Raw genomic sequence first — 18,713 nt, 5'->3', positions numbered from 1 at the left:
ATCTCAGTTTATAGGAAGAGTTATACCCGATGGAACAGGCAAAAGAAATGAGATCGATCTCACAAACGCTTTCCGCATTGCTTGGTAGGTTTATGAAGAAGCAATTTTGTGTTCATAAAGTGAGATCGATCTCATATACCATTTCTCCCCGGCCGTCCGGGAGGCGGCATCAGGGAATAACCACCGGAGGATACATGGGCCGTACCAGTAAACTCACATCCCTTAACGTCGCGGCAAAAATGGTGAGCGACGGGCAGCGCATTGCCCTGGGGGGATTTGCCGTTTATCAGCGTCCCATGGCCTTTGCGTGCGAACTGGTTCGCCAGGGCCGGCGCAAACTGACGCTGGTGGGCGTCGTTAATTCCATTGAAGCGGATCTGCTTATTGGCGCGGGGGCGGTTTCCCGCATTGAGACCTCCTATGTCGGGCTGGAAAAATACGGCCAGGCGCGGAATTTTCGTCGCGCTGTGGAAAACGGCGTTCTTGAAGCGGTTGATTACCCGGAACTGCTGGCCTGGGACAGGTTCCGCGCCTCGCAGGAGGGATTGCCGTTTTGGCCCTGCGCCTTTTTGGGCGGCAGCGGCGTGGTGAAATACAATCCGGACATTATCCCCTTCACCTGTCCGGTCACGTCAGCGATGCTGTGGGCGGTGCCGCCGGCCGCGCCGGACGTGGTGATCGTTCATGCGCCCATGGGAGACGAATACGGCAATGTGGCCTTCAATCACCCCAGGATGCTGCCGCAAAGTGTGGATATAACCTTAACCCGCGCCTGCGATACCGTTATCGTTACCGTGGAGAAAATTGTTACTGCCCGGGAAATAAAACAGCGGCCGCATTTGGTCGAAATTCCCGCCTTTCGCACCACCCACATCGTCGAGGCGCCATTTGGCGCCTATCCCACCGCCATGGCCGGTCTCTATGATTGCGACGATGCCGCCTTCGCTGACTATGCAAAAGCGTCGGCATCCGCCGGCCATTTTGCCGCCTGGCTGGCGCAAACGGTAAAAGCGCCGGCAGGTCCGGCGGCCTGGCCTGAGCGTTTCGGCATGGTACGCCCGCCCTCGCCGGGCAACAGGGAGACTCCGGCATGAACGGGTTCTATTGCACCGTGGAAGAGATGCTCGCCGTGGCCCTGTCCAAGCGTTTTCGGAACGGCGAAACGGGGTTCACCGGCCTGGCCACCGGCGGGGCGGCGGCGCTCTATATCACCGGCATTCCCTTGGCGGCGATGGAGTTCGCCCGGCTAACCCACGCCCCCGATTTAACCATTCTGCTTGCGGGCTGGTGCATTAATCCGGATTTTTCAGCGCTGCGGGAACTGCCCGCGGCGGAATTCGACGGCAAACTCCAGAACCTGCCCTGCGAAGCGCAAATGCAGGGCTACCCTGGGCAGTACGCCGTCCGGCGTGGGGATGTGGATTTCGGTTTCGGCTCCGGCGTGCAGGTGGACCGCCGGGGAAACATCAACAGCACCTGTATCGGCGATTATCGCCGGCCCAAGGTGCGGCTGGTGGGCTCAATTCTGCTGCCGGAACATATGGCCTGCTTCGGCCGCGAGTACCTGATGATGCCGCACCACGAGGCGCGCAGCTTCGTGGAGCAGGTGGATTACGTTTCGGGTGTGGGATATCCCGGCGGCGAGGGGGGACGGCGGCGCCTGGGGCTGACCCGCGGCGGCCCGGAATGGATCGTGACGCCGAAGTGTATTTTTGAATTTGAGCCCGGGTCCGGCACGGCGCGTTTGCTCAGCATTCATCGCGGCGTCGATCCCGAAGATGTCATCCGCTCCACCGGCTTTGCCGTTTCAACGGACGGTGTGCCGGTTACGGCGTTGCCCGACCCGCAGGAACTTGACCTGCTGCGCCGCAAGGTAGACCCCAACAGCGTGCTTATCCCCCATGGCGGAGATGCTCCGCCGGCCCCTGCAACAAGAGGAACTCTATGAAAGCCAAACGCCTTGCCCTTCCGGATGCGATTGCCCGTATCCCCTCGGGCTCCACCATCGCCCTGGGCGGCTCGTTGCTGCGCCGGCAGCCCATGGGCATCGTGCATGAAATCATTCGTCAGCGCATCACCGATCTGACCTTGCTTACCTGGGCCACGACGCTTGCCACCGATATGCTGGCCGCCGCCGGCTCGATCCGGCGCTGGGAGGGGATTTACGCCGGTTTCTTCCGGCACGGCCTGGCGCCGAATTTTCGCCGCGGGGTGGAATCGGGCCGGATTGAGACGCACGATTACTCCGAATCCGCTTTCGTCGCCCGTTTCCGCGCCGCGGGAATGGGGCTGAGCTTTCTACCGTCCAAGGCGTTGCTGGGTACCGGCATGCCGGGTAAAAGCCCGGACGAGGTGAAACCCATTACCTGTCCTTTTACCGGCGATACCTATCTGGCGCTGAAGGCGGCGGAAGCGGATTTTACCCTGCTGCACGGCTATACCGCCGATGAATATGGCAACGTTCAATGGCCGGTGGTGCGCGACAGTGATGATATCGACCAGATGATGGCGTCCGCCTCCAGGCGGCTTATCGTGACGGTGGAAAAAATTATTCCCCATGAACAGGTACGCCGGCGCCCGACGCTGACCTACATTCCCCATACCCTGGTGGAAGCGGTGGTGGAAATGCCTTATGGCGCGCATCCCACCGCCACCGACGGTTTTTATAACGAAGATGAAGCCGCGCTGAAAGCCTATCTGGCCGCGGCGAAACAGCCGGGAGGAACGGCGGCCTATATTCGCGAATATATTCTAAATACCCGGGACCGAGACGGCTACCTGGCCAAATTCGGCACCCTGTCAGCCCTTCATGCCTTTGATGTCGAACGGGAGAGCCAGGCTCATGTCCTCTGAACGCGCTACAAACAATGTGACACAGAACGTTGCCACGGATAATGCCGCGAACGTTGCCATCAATAATGCCGCGAGAGCCGCCACCGACTATACCATCGAAGAGCTGATGATCGCCGCCATCGCCCGGGAGCTTAAGGACGATGAATTGGGTTTTGTCGGCCTTGGAACCGCGGCCCGCGCTTTTACCCTTGCGGTGGGCATTCCCATTGCGGCGGCCCGCCTGGCCCAGCTCGGCCATGCGCCGGGTTTCTCCATTTACTGGGGCAACCTGCTGACCCCGGCGCTGGATGTCATTCCCGATGCCCTGCTGCAGGATGCCTATACCCATTGGCCCGCGGCGGCCTCACCGGCGGATGTGGGCTACAAGATCGATATGGTCACCCGCGGCCGCTTTGATGTGTCGTTTGAATCCGCCCCACAGGTGGATCAATACGGCAATCTCAACATCACCGAGCTTGGCGGCTCAAGCCCGCCGAAAACCCGGCTGGTGGGCTGCCTGGCGCAAACGGAGCACCTTGCCTTTATCAAACGGCCGATTATCGTCACCGATCTGAGCCGGCGCGCCTTTGTGCCGGCGGTGGATTTTATTACCAGCGTGGGTTATTACCGAGGGGAAGACAGCCGGCGCGCTCTTGGCCTGCCTGGGCCGGGCCCCAGCCTGTGCGTTACCGACAAAGCCATATTCGATTTCCATCCGCTATCGAAAAAAATGCGGCTACGCTCGGTCCATCCGGGCATCACCCTTGACGACGTGCTGGCCGCCATGGGGTTTGAGCCGGTGGTAGACGGACCGATGAAGGAAACCGCGCTTCCCACCGCCGAAGAGGTGCGCCTGATCCGCGAGGTTATCGATCCCCACGGCATGCTGTTCCAGGCGAAACGGCTATCGGCATGATACGGATCGCGCCGCTTCATGCGCCATCACCATGTGGCGGCATCCTCCGCTATCCCGGCGGAAATAAGCATGGAGAAGCGCCGTTCCGGCTATGCTGAGCAGGCAGCCGGCCGGTTCAGTCCGCCTTGGCCGGACCGGTGGAGCCGCGAACGATGAGTTTCATCGGGAAGATTTTTTTCTTCGGTTTAGGCGTGCTTTTCTGGCGGATCATTTTCATCAGCAGGGAGGTGGCCGCCGCGCCCATCTCCCGGCGCTGCAGGGCGATGGTGGTGAGATTAATGGGTGAGAACGACGCCATTTCGATATCATCAAGACCTATCAGCGAGAAATCCGCCGGTATTTTCAAACCGGCTTCATGGGCGGCGTTCATGACCCCTATGGCGCTCATGTCATTGGCGGCCAGTATGGCGGTGGGGCACCGGTCCAGGGCAAAAAAACGCTTACCGGCGTCATAGCCGCCCTTCACATGGTAATCGCCCTGAATAACCCACTGGGGATTGATTTCCAGCCGGTGCGCTTTAAGCCCCTCGATATAGGCGTCATAACGTTCATCCGCGGTGGAGGAATCGCGCGGCCCGCGAATCAGCCCGATGCGCTTATGCCCAAGCCCCGCCAGATGCTTGATGGCGGCGCCGATGCCTTCATCGTTATTGGCGCCGACATAGGTATCCTCATGCTGCAGCGAACGGCGCTGTAGCATGACAAAAGGCGTGCCGTCCTCCAGCAACGCCCGGACGGCCGGCTGCTGGCAATGCTGCGATAGCAGCACCAGCCCGTCCACCCGGCGATCCAGCAACACCCGCATCTGCGTCAGCTGCTTTTCCAGTTGACCGTCGGTATTGCACACCAGCAGGACGCACTGCTCTTGATCGGCAATATCTTCTATACCCCGTAAAAAATCCGGAGAGGAGGGGTTCGCCACATCGGCCAGCAGCACACCCAGCGTAAACGTGCGTTTCATCCGCAGCGAACGGGCCACCACCGAGACCCGGTAACCCAGCTTTTCCGCCGCTTCCCGCACCTTCAGCCGGGTGGTTTCCCGGACATAGTCTTTGCCGCTCAGCGCGTTTGATACCGTTGACAGCGCCACGCCCGCTTCGCGGGCCACATCATGGATGGAGACTTTGCCGTTATGTGGCGTTAACTTGTTTTGCGTCGCCTTTTTTGCCATTAAGATCAAACCTTGCAAACCGGATCGCTATGTTGGAAGTAGAGCCGCAAAACGATTATCGCACAGCCATGAGCCTCCAAAAAAACGTTTTTATTCGCGGCGGGTAAATTCTCCCGCCGCTGGATAAAAGAGTCCGGCTAGCGGGCTTTCCACAGGTAAGCGCTAGACCCCTTTTTTTGCGGCTTGACCGGCATCATGTCGCTGTTGAGATCGCGGCCGCGCGTTTCCCCCGTACCCAGGGCGCACAGGGCGGTAATCAGGCCGGAAACGACGATCATAACGGCGATGGGCCAGAAATCGCCGCCGGCCCAGGCCACCAGGGCGGTTGCCACGGCGGGGGTGAATCCGCCGAAAATGCCGGCCAGCTGCGAGCCCACCGAAACGCCGGTATAGCGGACCTCCGTGGAAAAAAGTTCAGACAGATAACAGGGCTCGATGCTGTACATAGAGCCGATGATAAAACTGTAGCCTCCAATCAGCGCGACATAAACGGCAATGATATTGCCGGTATCAATGAGCCAATAAAAGGGATAAGCCAGCACGCAGGAACCCAGGGAGCCGATCAAAAACACGGTACGGCGGCCGATTTTATCGGATAATATTCCCCACAGCGGGAATGAAATAACCCCCGAGGCGGCGCCGAGCACTACGCCCAGTAATACCGTATCGCCGCGCATGTGAAAGCGGGTAGTGCAATATTGCAGAACGTAGCTGATGATCAAATAACCCACCACGCTTTCACTTACCCGCAGCCCGGCGGATAAAAAGATCTGTTTCGGGAATTTTTTGAATACCGCGACGATGGGCAGCCTGTTTTTTGCCCGCTCGGCGGCCATTTTTTGAAAAATAGGCGGTTCCTTGATTTTCAGCCGGATGAAAATACCGATAAGCATCAGGATAACGCTGGCAAGAAAAGGGATCCGCCAGCCCCAGCTTAAAAACGCCGGCGCCGGCAGCGCGGAGGCCAGAGCGAACGCGCCGGTGGAAATCAATACGCCGATGGCATTGCCCAACTGGACAAAGGTGCCGTAAAAGCCTCGTTTATTCACCGGCGCGTATTCGATCATCATGGTGGTGGCGCCGCCCCATTCACCGCCCACCGCCAGGCCCTGGATCAGACGCGTGATCACCAGCAGTATGGGGGCGGCAATGCCGATCATGGCGTAGGTGGGCAACAGGCCGATAACGATGGTGGCGAACCCCATAATGGTAATGGAGGCTATCAGCATCGCTTTCCTGCCGATGGTATCGCCGAAATGGCCGAAAATGACCGCGCCGATGGGACGGGTGAGAAACGCTACGCCCAGGGTGACGAAAGAGACGAAGGTCGCCACCGTCGGCGGCATATTGCTGAAAAACAGATGTGGGAAAACCAGTGACGCCGCCGCGCCGTAAATGAAATAATCATAAAACTCGATAAGCGTTCCTATTAAGCTGGCGAAGGCCACGCGTGATAATTCTTTTCGTATGACTTTATCCTGATCGGTATTTTGTATGGCTTCGGTTGTCGCGTTATTCATATCACCTCCGGAGGGAGCGCTTTAAAGTAGGGTATGCGTAAGCTTGTTCTCAGGGTTTATGTGCGCTGGCCCAGCCTACGGCGGTAATGTCGCCGTCCTGGTTCTCAGCCCAGACATGAAATTTCACCAGGCTTCCCTCGACTTCCCGCACCACGGCTTTGCAGGTAATTCGGTCGGCGCGATAGACGGGTTTGACATAAGCCATTTTTATCCAGCCGGAGGTATGCCAGGCCGGTCCGATAAAGCGGGCCAGCATTTCGGCAATCCAGCAGGTTTCCATCATTCCCTGGGCCAGGGTGTCGCGAAAACCGGCCTTCAATGCCACCTCAATATCGGTATGGATGTTGTACCACTGGCTGTTGCCGCCGGAAAAAACCGACATTTGTCCCTGTTCGGGACGTTTTATCAGCGGTTTTACCGGCGTGCCCGGCCGCGGCGTCCCTTCGGCGATTTCAACGGGGGCGGCATGCTCAGGCCAGTCCGGCACGACATGATCCGCCGAAGGGGCGCTCCCTGAACCGCCGGTGCCCAGTTGGATATCCCGGGGAATACGCATGATCTCGGTGCTTATCTGACGGACGTAGGGTTTGCCGTCCCCGGCGTCGCGCGCTTCGGCCTCGAAGACGGTATAGCCCTTGCCGCGTTTCATGTATTTATCGGTGTATTTTCCGCTGTAGCTCAGCTTTGCATTCAGCGGAATCGGGTTAAGAAACCAGATCTCCTCTTTTTGATGCAGGCCCACCGTCCGGCTGGGGTCATAGACCGAGCAGAACAGCGCCACCAGATCGCGGCCCACCATGGACGCCGGGACATAGGGCCCGGCGTCGCGATACTGCGGGCTGTAATCGTCCAGTGCGAAGCAGGCCCGGCGGCGATAGGCTTCATCGGCAATGACGCTCACCGGGCCGATGCGTTCATTCAGCACCACATTGTCATAGGTCGGCTCCCGAAGTTCAGGATGTATACGGGCCATGATGTTTCCCTCGTCGCATAATGTTATGGCCGGCCGGCCGGCGCGATGCCGCACCATTCCGCCAGAATCTCATCGGTGTGCTGTCCCACCAGCGGCGGCGGACGGCGAATGGTGCCCGGCGTGTCCGACAGGCTCACGGTGACACCGTGGGTGGTATAGGTCCCGGCGGCGGGATGCTCGATATCCACCAGTTGATTTCGTGCTTTCAACTGCGGGTTTTCCAGCACCTCATCAATGGTGGCCACCTTCGCGCAGGGCACGCCGGCCCGATCCATTGCGTCAACCACGTCTTGCGCCGTCCGGGCTTTCACCCAGGCGGCCACCTCTTTATCAATGGCACGATTGTTTTCCAGCCGGGCGTGATAGGTGTTGAAGCGGGCATCCGCCAGCAGATCGGTACGTTCCATCGCGGCCGCCAGCCGGGGAAACAGGGTATCGGTACCCGCCGACACATACACCCAGTCGCCGTCCCGCGTCTGATAGCTGTTCACCGGCGCTGAGTACCGATCGATATTGCCGATGCGCGTCATGGTGCTGCCGAGCTGCGCCTGTTCCGGAATAGCCGATATGAGCATGCTGACGGCGCTTTCCAGCAGGGTGGCTTCCACCAGTTGGCCGCGTCCGGTGCTGTGGCGGGCATTCAGGGCGGCCAGCGTGCCGATGGCGGCGTACAGGGCGGAGGCATAATCCACCATAAAGGTGCCCGCCATGGTGGGTGGGCCGTCCGGCTGGCCGGAGATGCTCATCAGGCCGCTCATGGCCTGGGCAATGGCATCGAAGCAGGGACGCTGGGACAGGGGACCGGATTGGCCGAAGCCGGAAACGCGCACCATGATCAGGCGCGGATTGAGCTTTTTAACATCGTCCCAGCCGCAACCCATTTTTTCCATGGTGCCGGGGCGGAAATTTTCAATCAGCACATCGGCCTTGGCGATAAGCCGGCGCAGCAGCGCCTGGTCCTCGGCATCGCGAAAATCCAGGGCCAGGCTGCGTTTATTGCGATTGAACGACAGGAAATAGAGGCTCTCGCCATTGAGCTGCGGCTTGTTTTGCCGCGTGTCTTCCCCTTTGCCTTTACGTTCAATCTTCACCACGTCCGCACCCAAATCGGCCAATTGCATGGCGCACAGCGGACCGGCAATAAAACGCGACAGATCGAGGACCTTGAGTCCTTCCAAAGATCCGGGCATGGCTACACCTCCTGTTGGTTTATTGCAAGACCGGCCGCGGCGTCAACCAGGTAAGAAAACGCCACCATCCCGGGATCGTCCAATCCCACCGATCGTTCGGCGAACATACGGGCGCGGCCGATTTTGTTGGGTTTACGGCGAAATTCCGCCAGCGTGTCCTTCACCGCCCGACGGGCAACCGGGAAGAAATCTTGCCCAGGCGGGGTTTCGGATAGGGCGCGCCGCACGGCGTCCAGGGGATCCAGCACGGTTTTGTCGCCCAGGGAGGCGCCGCCGCGGGCCATCAGTGCCGCCAGGATATCGTCCAGCAAGGGCGGAATGTCGCCGTTTTCCAGCGTGGTTTTGCCGGCGCTTTTTTTCGCGGCGGTGAAGAACGCCACCCCCAGCAAGGTACCGAAACTGGAGCCCGACGCCCGGACGCAGGTCATGGATGCGGCGTTGAAAACCGATGGAATATCCGGGGCGGACGCATCGAGCCCCTCATCCATCAGCCGGGCGCATTTTTCCAGGGTGGCGCCTAAATCGCCGTCCCCCAAACGGCCGTCCAGTTCATTGAGCTCAGGGGACACCTGACGGATCTTTGCCGTACAGCGGCTCAACAGCGCGACAAGTTCTCGTGGGGTCATTGCCATCAAAGATTACTCCAGTAAGGACAATCGGCGGGCGCAAGCAACAAGGCCTCCAATTCTTCATCAAGGGTGATGAGCGACAAAGAGGCGCCGGACATTTCCATAGAGGTGGCATAACGGCCCACCAAGGGAAACGCCACCTCTATCCCTTTTTCCCGCAGCCGGCCGGCGACGCGGCGATAAAGAATAAACAGCTCCTCCAGCGGCGTGGCGCCCAGGGAGTTCACCATTACCGATACCCGATCTCCCGTGGCGATGCCGGCATCGTCCAGCAAGGTTTGCAACATCATATCCGCCATGTCGTCCGCCGCGATTATCGGGCCGCGGCGGATGCCGGGCTCGCCGTGAATGCCCATGCCGTATTCCATTTCGTTTTCCGCCAGGGTAAAGGTGGGTTTTCCCGCTTCCGGCACGGTGCAGGGCGAAAGCGCCACGCCGATGGTTACCGTATTGTCCACGGCGCGCCGGGCGACGGCGGCTACCGATTCAAGGGTAGCATCCGCTTGACCGGCCTTTGCGCCGGCAATCTTGTAAGCGTAGACAAGGCCCGCCACCCCGCGGCGTTTATCCCGCTCCTCACGGGAGGCGCTGCCCACATCGTCGGCGGCCAGCACCGTCGCCGTGGCGATACCCTCCGCCTCCAACATTTCGCTTGCCATGGCAAAGTTCATTTTGTCGCCACCGTAATTACCGAACAGCAGGAGTACGCCGTGGCCGCCGTCCGCCGAGCGTATGGCGTCCATGCAGTCCATGACCGCGGGGCCGGCAAACACGTTGCCCACCGCGCAGGCATCCAGCAGGCCTTCGCCCACATAGCCGGCAAAGGTGGGTAAATGGCCGCTGCCCCCGCCGGAAACGATCCCGACTTTTCCTTTGCCGCCGCCGAGGCGCACGATGACCCGGCCGTTTTCGCCGGTCCGGCCATAACTGCGGGGATAGGCCAGGCACATTCCCTCTAGGGCCTCATCCGCATAATCGGCGGGGGAATTCAGTATTTTTTTCATCTCGTCCTTCTCCCTTGTCAGTAATCGAGGTTGTCCTGGCCTTCGAATGCCGTCACCGGGGGATAGGCGCGCTGTTCGGTGATGACATCAATGACGGTGGTGTTGCCTCTACCGAAGGCCTCTTTCAGGGCGGGCAGCAGATCCGGCGGATTTTCAACCCGAACCCCTTCGCAACCGCAGGCCCTGGCGATAGCCGCATGGTCCACGGGACTGAAATCGCAGGCGTCGGAATAATCGCCAAACAAGGCTTTCTCGGCGTGTTTTTCGTAACCGAGTATTTGATTATTGAGCACCACCAGGACCACATGGACGCCCATGCGGTGCGCGGTTTCAAGCTCCGACCAGACGTGCGCGAAGCCTCCGTCCCCCACCAGGGCGAACACCGGCGCATCCGGCCGGGCGACTTTCGCGCCGATGGCATAAGGAAATCCCCACCCCAGGCCGGCAAGGCCGCGAGGGGTGATGAAGCGGGCGCCGGCAGCGCGCGCCTTAAGGAAATTCGCCACCCAGATTGATGAATAGCTGGCGTCGGAAACCACCACCGTTTCCGGAGTGAGGAGGCTGTCCACCTCCCGCATCACCCGTTCGGGCCGGATGGGACGGGCGTCTAAATCAAGGGTGTTGTTGACCTCAGCCAGCCAGCTTTCATGGCCGGCGGCAATCTTCGCCGCCACGGAGGCCCGCGCGCTTCGCCGCGTACCGAGATCGCGGCGTGCCAGCGCCGCCGACAGCGCCGCCAGGGTGAGCCTGGCATCCCCCACCAGGCGCAGAGCGTCATAGTTTCGTCCCACTTCGGCGCTGTCGATATCCAAATGAATATAGCGGGCATCGCGGGGATAGAGGTTCCAGCTGTCGGTGCCGTTCTGGTTGGTGCGGTTGCCCACCAGCAAGATCACGTCTGCCTGGGTGACCATCTCGCGCAAATGGCGGGTACGGCCGCGCGTCCCCATAAAATATCCCACCACGCCCAACGACAGTTCATGGCCTTCATCCACCGCGCCCTTGCCCATGGCCGTGGTGGCCACCGGCAGGCTGGCTGTCTCTTGCAGCGCCGCCAGTTCCCCCGCGGCGTCGGAAATATGCACGCCGCCGCCGGCAATAATGAGCGGGGCACGTGCCGAAGCCAGCAGGCTGGCGGCCTCTTCAACGGCCGCCGGATCCGCTACCGTGCGATCCAGCGGATAATGTCCGAGGGAAGAGGCGTGAGCGCGCTGGATGTCCGGCGCGGCGTCGTTGAACAGGTCGATGGGCACGATGATGATCGCCGGGCCGGGACGGCCGGACGCCGCGGCGGTAAAGGCCATATCGATATAGTCATCCAGCCGCTCTATTTCCGTGACCCGGCGCGTCCATTTGGCGACCCCCTTGAACAGATCCAGGTGATCGAGCTCCTGGAAGGCGTTTTTATCGGCCATTTTGCGGTGAACGTCCTGGACCACGGCAACCACCGGCACCGAGGCTTTGTAGCACTCAGCCAAACCCGCCACCAGCAGCGTGGCGGCCGGCCCGTTTTGCGCGGTGACCACGGCCACCTTATGGGACAATCGGGCATAGGCATCCGCCATATAGGCGCCGGCGTTTTCAGCGCGATAGCCTATCTGGCGGATACCGTAATGGGGGATGGCGAGAAATAACGCGGCTGGAATGCTTTGTCCGAAGATGACGTCGACACCATGGCGCCGCAGCGCGGCGGCAAAAATATGCGCTCCCGTCCTGCGCTGTGCATCGCTGAGAGGTTGCGGCCGTTCAAGGTTCATGAATAACTCCTGATCATCGCTCATTTCGTAGCCGTCACCTCGTATTAGGTTGATGTTAACAAGGTGGCAACTTATCCGTAACGTAGTTTGAGCATTGCATAAAAACGTTTTTAATAAAAACGTTTTTATTGTTTTTGCCGCGTGGGATCACAGAATTTGTCACAGAGGAAAAGCAGCGCGCCGGCGGCACGGGACGACGTGACCTGACGCCGCTACGCGCTTAAATCATTGCCCCGCCATCGGGGAATCACAGGAAGCCGCGATGTATTCCCGCAGCCATTGATGGGCGGGATCGCGGTGAACCCGTTCATGCCAGAGCATGGACATTTCGAAGCCCGGCACGGCAACGGGCGGTTCGACGACCTGCAGCGCCGGCAGGCCGTCCACCAGTCGCAAGGGCATTATCGCCACCAGGTCGGTGGCGGCCAGCACCGATCTGAGCAACAGGAAATGGGGAACGGAAAGCACCACCCGGCGCGTCAGACCCAACCGGGCGAGAGCGGTATCCGTTACGCCGTAAAACCCGCCGCCGTCCGGCGATACCATCACATGATCGAGCTCGCAGAACTGCGCCAGGGTCGGCGGTTTTTTCAAGCGGGGATGACCGGCCCGGCCGGCCAGGATATAGCGCTCGGTAAACAGCGCCCGGCGATGCAGGCCGGAAGGCGCCCCTTCGCTGGTATGAAGGGCCAGATCGATTTCACCCTGTTCCGCCTGTCTGGCAAGGCCGGACGGAACGGATTCAATAAAGGCCAGCCGGGCGCCGGGCGCGGCGCTGCGCAATCCCGCCAGCGCCGGCAGCAGAATAGTGGATTCGCCATAATCGGACGCGGCGACGCGCCAGGTATGTTGCGACGCGGCGGGATCAAAGGGGCTGGCGGGGGATACCGCGGATTCAAGAGCCTCCAGCGCCTGCCGCAAAGGCTCGCGCAGAGCATCGGCCCTGGCGGTGGGCCGCATCCCCCGTGGTCCGGGCAATAACAGCGGATCGCCGAAAATTTCTCTGAGTTTGGCCAGATGTACGCTTACCGACGGTTGGGAAAAATTCAGGCGCTCCGCCGCACGGGTGACGTTGTGTTCCGCCAGCAGTACGTCCAGCGTGATCAGCAGATTAAGGTCAAGGCGGCGCAGGCTATTCATATTATTAATACCTGTAATATTGGAAATTCATTTCCACTATACCTGACAAGCTCCTATGCTGCCCTTATTCCAACTACGCCTTATTTCAACTACAGAGGTTCAGTCATGAATGTCCTGATTGTCTATGCCCATCCGGAACCCCGGTCCTTAAATGGTTCCCTGAAGGATTTTTCGGTCAGGCATCTTGAGGATGCCGGCCTTCATGTACAGGTATCTGACCTGTACGCCATGAAATGGAAGGCCTCCCTCGACGCGCAAGACAGTACGGCGTGGCCGGCCGATGCGCGCTTTGACGCCTCCCTGGCGTCCAAAGAGGCTTATGAAACGGGTACCCAGCGCCATGATATCGCCCTTGAGCAGGAAAAACTCAGGTGGGCGGATGCGGTTATCCTGCAGTTCCCCCTGTGGTGGTTCTCCATGCCGGCCATTCTCAAGGGTTGGGTGGAGCGCGTTTATGCCTATGGCTTCGCTTACGGGGTGGGTGAACACTCCGACAACCATTGGGGCGATCGCTACGGCGAAGGTGCGATGGCGGGAAAGCGGGCGATGCTGCTGGTCACCACAGGCGGGTGGGAGTCCCATTACGGCCCCCGCGGCATTAACGGCCCCATTGAGGATATTTTATTCCCTATTCAGCATGGGATATTGTATTACCCCGGTTTCGATGTCGTGCCGCCATTCGTTATCTACCGTACCGGCCGCACCGATGAAAAACGATATGGCCATATCCGCGACGCCTTGGGGCAACGCCTTGATACGCTGTGGACCGCTGCGCCTATCCCCTTCCGTCCGCAGAATACGGGTGCCTACGATATTCCGGCACTGACGCTGCGCCCCGATCTCGCGCCGGGAGAGGAGGGGCTGCGCGTGCATATCGCTAAGGAATAGCTGCTGCCGGGCAAGCCTCTTTAGCAATGATTAATTTTTCTGCAGTGAAGGCATTGGCCCGGTTGTTTATTTGACATATATTGACCGCCTTCCTAAGGTTTGAAGGCCATTGGCGGAAAAGAAAAATTTTTCGATCGTTACCATCGCTCATGTTTTTCTCTTCCCCTCCCTGGCTTATGCAATTTCCTTCATCGAATGTCAGGATTGAGCTCATGAGCGGTTTTTTCTTATTTTATAAAGCTGGGGTGCGGCGTGAAATTTAAGCTTATTTACGCCGACCCGCCCTGGCAATATCGCGATAAATCCAAGGACGGCGAGCGGGGCGTTCAATTCAAGTATCCCGTCATGACCGTTACCGATATCTGCCGGTTGCCGGTCTGGGATTTAGCCGATCCCGCATCCTGTCTGTTGGCGATGTGGCACGTACCCTCTATGCCCCTTGAGGCATTGAAGGTTGTGGAGGCCTGGGGGTTCCGCTTTATGACGATGAAAGGCTTCACCTGGCATAAAACAAACCCGTGCAAAGGGAATTCCGCAATCGGCATGGGCCATTTGACGCGCGCTAATTCCGAAGACTGCATGTTTGCCGTGCGGGGCAGATTGCCCGTGCGGGCAAGCGCCGGCATCTGCCAGCACCAGACGGCGCCGCGCGGCGAACACAGCGCCAAGCCCGATTTGTTTCGTCGCTTACTGGTGGAACTGGTGGGCGACGTCCCGCGTATTGAACTCTTTGCCCGAAACCGGGTACCGGGCTGGGAGAGTTGGGGCAATGCCTGTGACAAATCCGTCGAGCTTTCCGCCGCTATGGTCAGGAGTATAGGCCAGCAAAATTGAACATTGCGCTTAATAATTGTCCTGGTGATCTAAAATATCCTTTATTCCTTAAACAGTGATTTTGAGATAAACGTCATATTTTTTTTATGTCAGTCCCTAAAAAAAATTATTGGTCATTGCTCTTGGGAAAATTCGTTTTAAATCATTGGGTCCCTCGTAGGACAATCTCTATGCCACCCTTCGTCCTCCTTGCGAAGGGGACTGTTTCATTTGTCGCCGAATCGGTTAATGGCCATTGCCTTTTATAGGATTGCTATTGATTTTAAAAATTAAAAAAAATCATCAGAGCTGTATAAGCTTTTTTTTTATACGATTCTCCAGAGCACATTGATATCAAAATGAGCCGGGCTGTCAGTGGCATATTCATTAGCCGTGAACTAAAGTCAAAATGGATTTTTTGCTATTAGCGGCAAAGCCTTCCAGGCAGAAGTTTAAAAAGAGAGCAATAGTAAACGGGCGGACATACCTAGGTCTGCTCTGGAGTCATATGTCAAATACCACGGGCTTGGAAGGGGTGGAAGTTAAACCCGAAGATAATAAAAACGAACCGTCGAAATCTTGGTTGAAAAAACTCGGGCCGGGTTTGATTACCGGCGCCGCCGATGACGACCCCAGCGGCATCGCGACGTATTCCCAGGCCGGCGCGCAATTTGGCTACAGCATGCTATGGACGCTGATGCTCACTTATCCCCTAATGGTGGGTATCCAGATTATCAGCGCCAAAATAGGCCGTGTCAGCGGTCATGGACTCGCCACCAATATTCGCAGACACTATCCCAAATGGCTGCTCTATACCATCGTGGGTTTGCTGCTGATTGCCAATACCATCAATATCGGCGCTGATATCGCCGCTATGGCGGGGGCGCTGAATTTATTGGTAAAAGGTCCCGTCCGCTGGTATGTGGTGGGGTTTGGCTTAATATCATTACTTCTGCAGATCTTTATTCCTTATAAACGCTATGTGCGAATATTGAAATGGCTAACCCTGGCATTGCTTGCTTACGTGGCAACCATTTTTATTATTCATATACCCTGGACACAGGTCTTGATAAATACGTTTTGGCCGCATTTATCCTGGAAGCCGGCCTATGTTACGACAGTAGTCGCCATTTTCGGTACCACCATCAGCCCCTATCTATTCTTCTGGCAGGCCTCGCAAGAGGTGGAAGAGCAGCATGCCGATGACGAGGCGGAGGCGATTAAACATGCCCCCGAGCAGGCGACAACCAATTTCCGCCGGATTAAAATCGATACCTTCATCGGCATGGCGGTTTCCAATGTCGTGGCCTTCGCCATTATTTTAACCACCGCGGTGACGCTGCATATGCACGGGGTGACTGAAATCCATACCTCGGCGCAGGCGGCGACCGCGTTACGCCCCGTCGCCGGTGATTTTGCCTTCTGGCTGTTCAGCGCCGGCATCATTGGCACCGGCATGCTAGCGATTCCGGTTTTGGCCGGCTCGGGCGCGTATGCCGCCGCCGGGGCCTTTAAATTGCCAAACAGCCTGGAATTGAAATTCAAGTATGCCAAAGAGTTCTACACCATTATCGCCGTGTCGACCCTGATTGGCATCGGAATCTGTTTCATGCCCATTGATCCCATCAAGGCGCTGTATTGGAGCGCGGTAATCAATGGCGTTATTTCCGTGCCTATCATGGTGGTAATGATGCTGATGGCGGCGCGTCAGGATATCATGGGTAAATTTGTCATCTCCACCCGGCTTAGCGTATTGGGCTGGATATGCACGGCGGTCATGGCCATAGCGGTGGTGGCCATGTTTGCCACGCTGGGCAAATAAACCGGCACCCGGATCCATGGCGGCGGTGCCCCCGGTCTTGTTTTCTACGCCGCCGTATGCTGCTGAAGACATAGCGCCAGCGCATCAAAAACAGCTTTACAGCGCGGGCTGTTGCGCAAGTTTTCATGCATGGTAACCCAGGTTTCCAGCCTGAACTGGCACTGGGCGGGCAGTACGCGCACCAGCTCCGGGGACCGTCCGGCCAGCGCCGACTGATACCAGCCGATACCGCAGCCGGCGCGGATTAGCGCCAGCTGCGCCACATCGCTGTCGGTGCGATAGGTAAACCCTTCGCGTGTCCACTCCGGCAACGCTTTGCCGGCGGCCCGCAAAAAGGGCGTTTGCGTGTCAAACCCTATCAGCGCATGCCCCATCAAATCCGCCGGCGCCGACGGTATGCCCCGCCGCCGCAGGTAGCCGGCATGGGCGTACAACCCCAGCTCCACCTCCCCCACTCGCCGGGCGATAAGCGACTCCTGCTTTGGCGGCGTCATGCGCACCGCGATATCGGCTTCACGCTGCAGCAGGTCCTGCACCTGGTTGGTGGGCACCAGTTCAATCCTGAGCTGCGGATGCGATTGCCCCAGCCGCGCCAGCATCGGCGGCAGCACTTCTACTCCGATGACTTCGCTGGCGGAGACGCGCACCGTACCCGTCACCTCCCGGCCCCGGCTGGTGGCCGCGCGCGCCAGGGCCGCCGCGGTATCCCGCATGTCCTGCGCATATCTGCGCAGGGAAAGCGCGGCTTCCGTGGGCATCAGCCCCGTCTGCGATCGAATGAACAGCGGCTGGCGGAACGATGCTTCCAGGGCCGAGATATGGCGACCCGCCGTAGGCTGGGTAATGCCGAGGGCGCGCGCCGCGCCGGAAAGCGACCCCTCGGTCAGCACGGCGAGAAAGGTACGGTAAAGCTCCCATCCGATAGCGTCAGACATACCTCTTCGCTCCCGTCACCATACATAAATATATAGCCGATACGCTATCATCAACAATTTCTTTTTACTACCGGCGGCGGCAGACTCTTTCCATTGGCCAATAGACTGAGATGAAAAATGACGAGAACGGACAATTCGAGAAAACAGGTCCTGGTGCTGGGCGCCACCGGCGGTATCGGCGGAGAAACGGCCCGCAGGCTTCGCGACAACGGTTGGCGGGTTGTGGCGCTGCATCGCCGGCCGCCGGATACCGGGGCAGGGCACGACGGCATCACCTGGCTGCGCGGCGATGCCATGAATAGCGATGACGTACGGCGGGCGGCCCAAGGGTGCGGCGTCATTGTGCACGGCGTTAATCCCCCCGGCTATCGCCGATGGGGGGAACTGGTCCTGCCGATGATCGATAATACCATTGCCGCCGCCATCGCTGGGCGCGCCACCATCGTGCTGCCGGGCACGGTTTACAACTATGGCCCGGATGCCTTTCCGCTACTGGATGAAGATGCCCCGCAGCACCCGCTGACCCGCAAGGGCGGCATCCGCGTCGAACTGGAACGGCGCTTGTATGCGGCCACCGGGCAGGGCGCCCGGGCGATAGTGGTACGGGCAGGGGACTTCTTCGGGCCGCGGGCCGCCAATAACTGGTTCTCGCAGGGCTTGATCGCACCGGGACGGGCCGTGAAGCGTATCAACCAACCCGGCGACCGCGGTGTCGGCCATCAATGGTGCTTTCTGCCGGACATGGCGAACACCATAGCGGCGCTGCTGGACCGCGGGAACTCCCTCGCGCCCTTTGCCACGTTTCATATGGGCGGCCATTGGGATGCCGACGGCACGCAAATGGCATCGGCCATAAGCCGCGTTGTGGCGCGCCACGGAGGACAACCGGCGCTGCGTACCTTCCCCTGGTGGCTGGTGCGGCTGGCTTCCCCCCTGGCGCCCACCCTGCGGGAATTGCTGGAGATGCGCTATTTATGGCGCCGCCCGGTCAGGTTGGACAACCGACGTCTGACGGCGCTGCTGGGCAGCGAGCCCCATACCCCGCTTGATCAGGCGGTGGAGGAGACCCTGGCCGGATTGGGGTGCCTTCCCTCAGGATAATGGCGCCCGCAGCAGGAGTGCC

At 59.2% G+C, this 18,713-nt stretch carries 18 protein-coding genes; 8 read left to right on the top strand and 10 right to left on the bottom strand.

Going from position 1 to position 18,713, the window contains the following annotated elements:
• Nucleotides 1–194: 194 nt before the first annotated feature.
• The 4 genes from ACL2XO_RS20970 to ACL2XO_RS20955 are packed head-to-tail and all read left to right on the top strand — an operon-like array spanning nt 195 to nt 3,748.
• A complete protein-coding gene (locus ACL2XO_RS20970; protein WP_165934246.1) occupies nt 195–1,094 on the top strand; it encodes a CoA transferase subunit A in 900 nt (299 codons plus the stop codon).
• Entirely contained in the window at nt 1,091–1,948 is an 858-nt protein-coding gene (locus ACL2XO_RS20965) for a hypothetical protein (RefSeq protein ID WP_413741436.1), read from the top strand. The genes ACL2XO_RS20970 and ACL2XO_RS20965 overlap by 4 nt, the downstream gene beginning before the upstream one ends.
• Nucleotides 1,945–2,853, top strand: a complete 909-nt coding sequence (locus ACL2XO_RS20960; protein ID WP_413741435.1) for a CoA transferase subunit A — start codon at nt 1,945–1,947, stop codon at nt 2,851–2,853. Before ACL2XO_RS20965 ends, ACL2XO_RS20960 begins: the two co-directional genes overlap by 4 nt.
• Nucleotides 2,843–3,748 (top strand): CoA-transferase subunit beta, encoded by a 906-nt coding sequence (locus tag ACL2XO_RS20955; RefSeq protein ID WP_413741434.1) that lies wholly within the window; start codon nt 2,843–2,845, stop codon nt 3,746–3,748. The genes ACL2XO_RS20960 and ACL2XO_RS20955 overlap by 11 nt, the downstream gene beginning before the upstream one ends.
• 115 nt (nt 3,749–3,863) lie before the next feature.
• Here ACL2XO_RS20955 and ACL2XO_RS20950 read toward each other — a convergent pair whose 3' ends face one another.
• The 8 genes from ACL2XO_RS20950 to ACL2XO_RS20915 all read right to left on the bottom strand — a co-directional run bounded on the left by ACL2XO_RS20950 (nt 3,864) and on the right by ACL2XO_RS20915 (nt 13,132).
• On the bottom strand, nt 3,864–4,919 hold the full coding sequence (locus tag ACL2XO_RS20950; protein ID WP_413725297.1) for a LacI family DNA-binding transcriptional regulator: 1,056 nt from the start codon (nt 4,917–4,919) through the stop codon (nt 3,864–3,866).
• Nucleotides 4,920–5,056: 137 nt separating this feature from the next.
• Complete coding sequence (locus ACL2XO_RS20945; protein ID WP_132926466.1) at nt 5,057–6,439, bottom strand: MFS transporter; 1,383 nt, start codon at nt 6,437–6,439, stop codon at nt 5,057–5,059.
• A 49-nt stretch (nt 6,440–6,488) separates the two neighbouring features.
• Nucleotides 6,489–7,412 (bottom strand): MaoC family dehydratase, encoded by a 924-nt coding sequence (locus tag ACL2XO_RS20940; RefSeq protein WP_413741433.1) that lies wholly within the window; start codon nt 7,410–7,412, stop codon nt 6,489–6,491.
• 23 nt (nt 7,413–7,435) lie between these two features.
• Nucleotides 7,436–8,602 (bottom strand): CaiB/BaiF CoA transferase family protein, encoded by a 1,167-nt coding sequence (locus tag ACL2XO_RS20935; protein WP_413741432.1) that lies wholly within the window; start codon nt 8,600–8,602, stop codon nt 7,436–7,438.
• A gap of 2 nt (nt 8,603–8,604) precedes the next feature.
• A complete protein-coding gene (locus ACL2XO_RS20930) occupies nt 8,605–9,234 on the bottom strand; it encodes a DAK2 domain-containing protein (protein ID WP_413741431.1) in 630 nt (209 codons plus the stop codon).
• Complete coding sequence (locus tag ACL2XO_RS20925) at nt 9,234–10,235, bottom strand: dihydroxyacetone kinase subunit DhaK (protein WP_413741430.1); 1,002 nt, start codon at nt 10,233–10,235, stop codon at nt 9,234–9,236. Before ACL2XO_RS20925 ends, ACL2XO_RS20930 begins: the two co-directional genes overlap by 1 nt.
• 17 nt (nt 10,236–10,252) lie before the next feature.
• Complete coding sequence (locus ACL2XO_RS20920) at nt 10,253–11,992, bottom strand: acetolactate synthase catalytic subunit (protein WP_413741429.1); 1,740 nt, start codon at nt 11,990–11,992, stop codon at nt 10,253–10,255.
• A gap of 225 nt (nt 11,993–12,217) precedes the next feature.
• A complete protein-coding gene (locus tag ACL2XO_RS20915) occupies nt 12,218–13,132 on the bottom strand; it encodes a LysR family transcriptional regulator (RefSeq protein WP_413741428.1) in 915 nt (304 codons plus the stop codon).
• Nucleotides 13,133–13,237: 105 nt separating this feature from the next.
• On the opposite strand from ACL2XO_RS20915, the gene ACL2XO_RS20910 reads away from it, so the two are divergent.
• Entirely contained in the window at nt 13,238–14,020 is a 783-nt protein-coding gene (locus ACL2XO_RS20910; RefSeq protein ID WP_413725292.1) for an NAD(P)H-dependent oxidoreductase, read from the top strand.
• On the opposite strand, the gene ACL2XO_RS20905 is transcribed toward ACL2XO_RS20910, so the two are convergent.
• Nucleotides 14,010–14,234: a hypothetical protein gene (locus tag ACL2XO_RS20905; protein WP_413725291.1), complete on the bottom strand. Its 225-nt coding sequence runs from the start codon at nt 14,232–14,234 to the stop codon at nt 14,010–14,012. The two genes, ACL2XO_RS20910 and ACL2XO_RS20905, sit on opposite strands and share 11 nt — an antisense overlap.
• Nucleotides 14,235–14,272: 38 nt before the next feature.
• Between ACL2XO_RS20905 and ACL2XO_RS20900 the strand changes: the two genes are divergently transcribed.
• Entirely contained in the window at nt 14,273–14,854 is a 582-nt protein-coding gene (locus tag ACL2XO_RS20900) for an MT-A70 family methyltransferase (protein ID WP_413725290.1), read from the top strand.
• A gap of 487 nt (nt 14,855–15,341) precedes the next feature.
• A complete protein-coding gene (locus ACL2XO_RS20895) occupies nt 15,342–16,655 on the top strand; it encodes an NRAMP family divalent metal transporter (protein ID WP_413725289.1) in 1,314 nt (437 codons plus the stop codon).
• 44 nt (nt 16,656–16,699) lie between these two features.
• Here ACL2XO_RS20895 and ACL2XO_RS20890 read toward each other — a convergent pair whose 3' ends face one another.
• A complete protein-coding gene (locus ACL2XO_RS20890) occupies nt 16,700–17,590 on the bottom strand; it encodes a LysR family transcriptional regulator (RefSeq protein WP_132926486.1) in 891 nt (296 codons plus the stop codon).
• Nucleotides 17,591–17,707: 117 nt separating this feature from the next.
• Here ACL2XO_RS20890 and ACL2XO_RS20885 point away from each other — a divergent pair, with 117 nt between their 5' ends.
• Nucleotides 17,708–18,691 (top strand): NAD-dependent epimerase/dehydratase family protein, encoded by a 984-nt coding sequence (locus tag ACL2XO_RS20885; protein WP_413741427.1) that lies wholly within the window; start codon nt 17,708–17,710, stop codon nt 18,689–18,691.
• Nucleotides 18,692–18,713: the final 22 nt, after the last annotated feature.

This window comes from Sodalis sp. RH15 (assembly GCF_047324255.1).
GTDB lineage: Bacteria > Pseudomonadota > Gammaproteobacteria > Enterobacterales > Enterobacteriaceae > Acerihabitans > Acerihabitans ligni.
This window is presented reverse-complemented; position numbering and strand designations above follow the sequence as displayed.

Coding starts and splice junctions, on each gene's coding strand:
- ACL2XO_RS20970 (WP_165934246.1), top strand. CDS start 195: ATGGGCCGTACCAGTAAACTCACATCCCTTAACGTCGCGGCAAAAATG.
- ACL2XO_RS20965 (WP_413741436.1), top strand. CDS start 1,091: ATGAACGGGTTCTATTGCACCGTGGAAGAGATGCTCGCCGTGGCCCTG.
- ACL2XO_RS20960 (WP_413741435.1), top strand. CDS start 1,945: ATGAAAGCCAAACGCCTTGCCCTTCCGGATGCGATTGCCCGTATCCCC.
- ACL2XO_RS20955 (WP_413741434.1), top strand. CDS start 2,843: ATGTCCTCTGAACGCGCTACAAACAATGTGACACAGAACGTTGCCACG.
- ACL2XO_RS20950 (WP_413725297.1), bottom strand. CDS start 4,919: ATGGCAAAAAAGGCGACGCAAAACAAGTTAACGCCACATAACGGCAAA.
- ACL2XO_RS20945 (WP_132926466.1), bottom strand. CDS start 6,439: ATGAATAACGCGACAACCGAAGCCATACAAAATACCGATCAGGATAAA.
- ACL2XO_RS20940 (WP_413741433.1), bottom strand. CDS start 7,412: ATGGCCCGTATACATCCTGAACTTCGGGAGCCGACCTATGACAATGTG.
- ACL2XO_RS20935 (WP_413741432.1), bottom strand. CDS start 8,602: ATGCCCGGATCTTTGGAAGGACTCAAGGTCCTCGATCTGTCGCGTTTT.
- ACL2XO_RS20930 (WP_413741431.1), bottom strand. CDS start 9,234: ATGGCAATGACCCCACGAGAACTTGTCGCGCTGTTGAGCCGCTGTACG.
- ACL2XO_RS20925 (WP_413741430.1), bottom strand. CDS start 10,235: ATGAAAAAAATACTGAATTCCCCCGCCGATTATGCGGATGAGGCCCTA.
- ACL2XO_RS20920 (WP_413741429.1), bottom strand. CDS start 11,992: ATGAACCTTGAACGGCCGCAACCTCTCAGCGATGCACAGCGCAGGACG.
- ACL2XO_RS20915 (WP_413741428.1), bottom strand. CDS start 13,132: ATGAATAGCCTGCGCCGCCTTGACCTTAATCTGCTGATCACGCTGGAC.
- ACL2XO_RS20910 (WP_413725292.1), top strand. CDS start 13,238: ATGAATGTCCTGATTGTCTATGCCCATCCGGAACCCCGGTCCTTAAAT.
- ACL2XO_RS20905 (WP_413725291.1), bottom strand. CDS start 14,234: ATGAGCTCAATCCTGACATTCGATGAAGGAAATTGCATAAGCCAGGGA.
- ACL2XO_RS20895 (WP_413725289.1), top strand. CDS start 15,342: ATGTCAAATACCACGGGCTTGGAAGGGGTGGAAGTTAAACCCGAAGAT.
- ACL2XO_RS20890 (WP_132926486.1), bottom strand. CDS start 17,590: ATGTCTGACGCTATCGGATGGGAGCTTTACCGTACCTTTCTCGCCGTG.
- ACL2XO_RS20885 (WP_413741427.1), top strand. CDS start 17,708: ATGACGAGAACGGACAATTCGAGAAAACAGGTCCTGGTGCTGGGCGCC.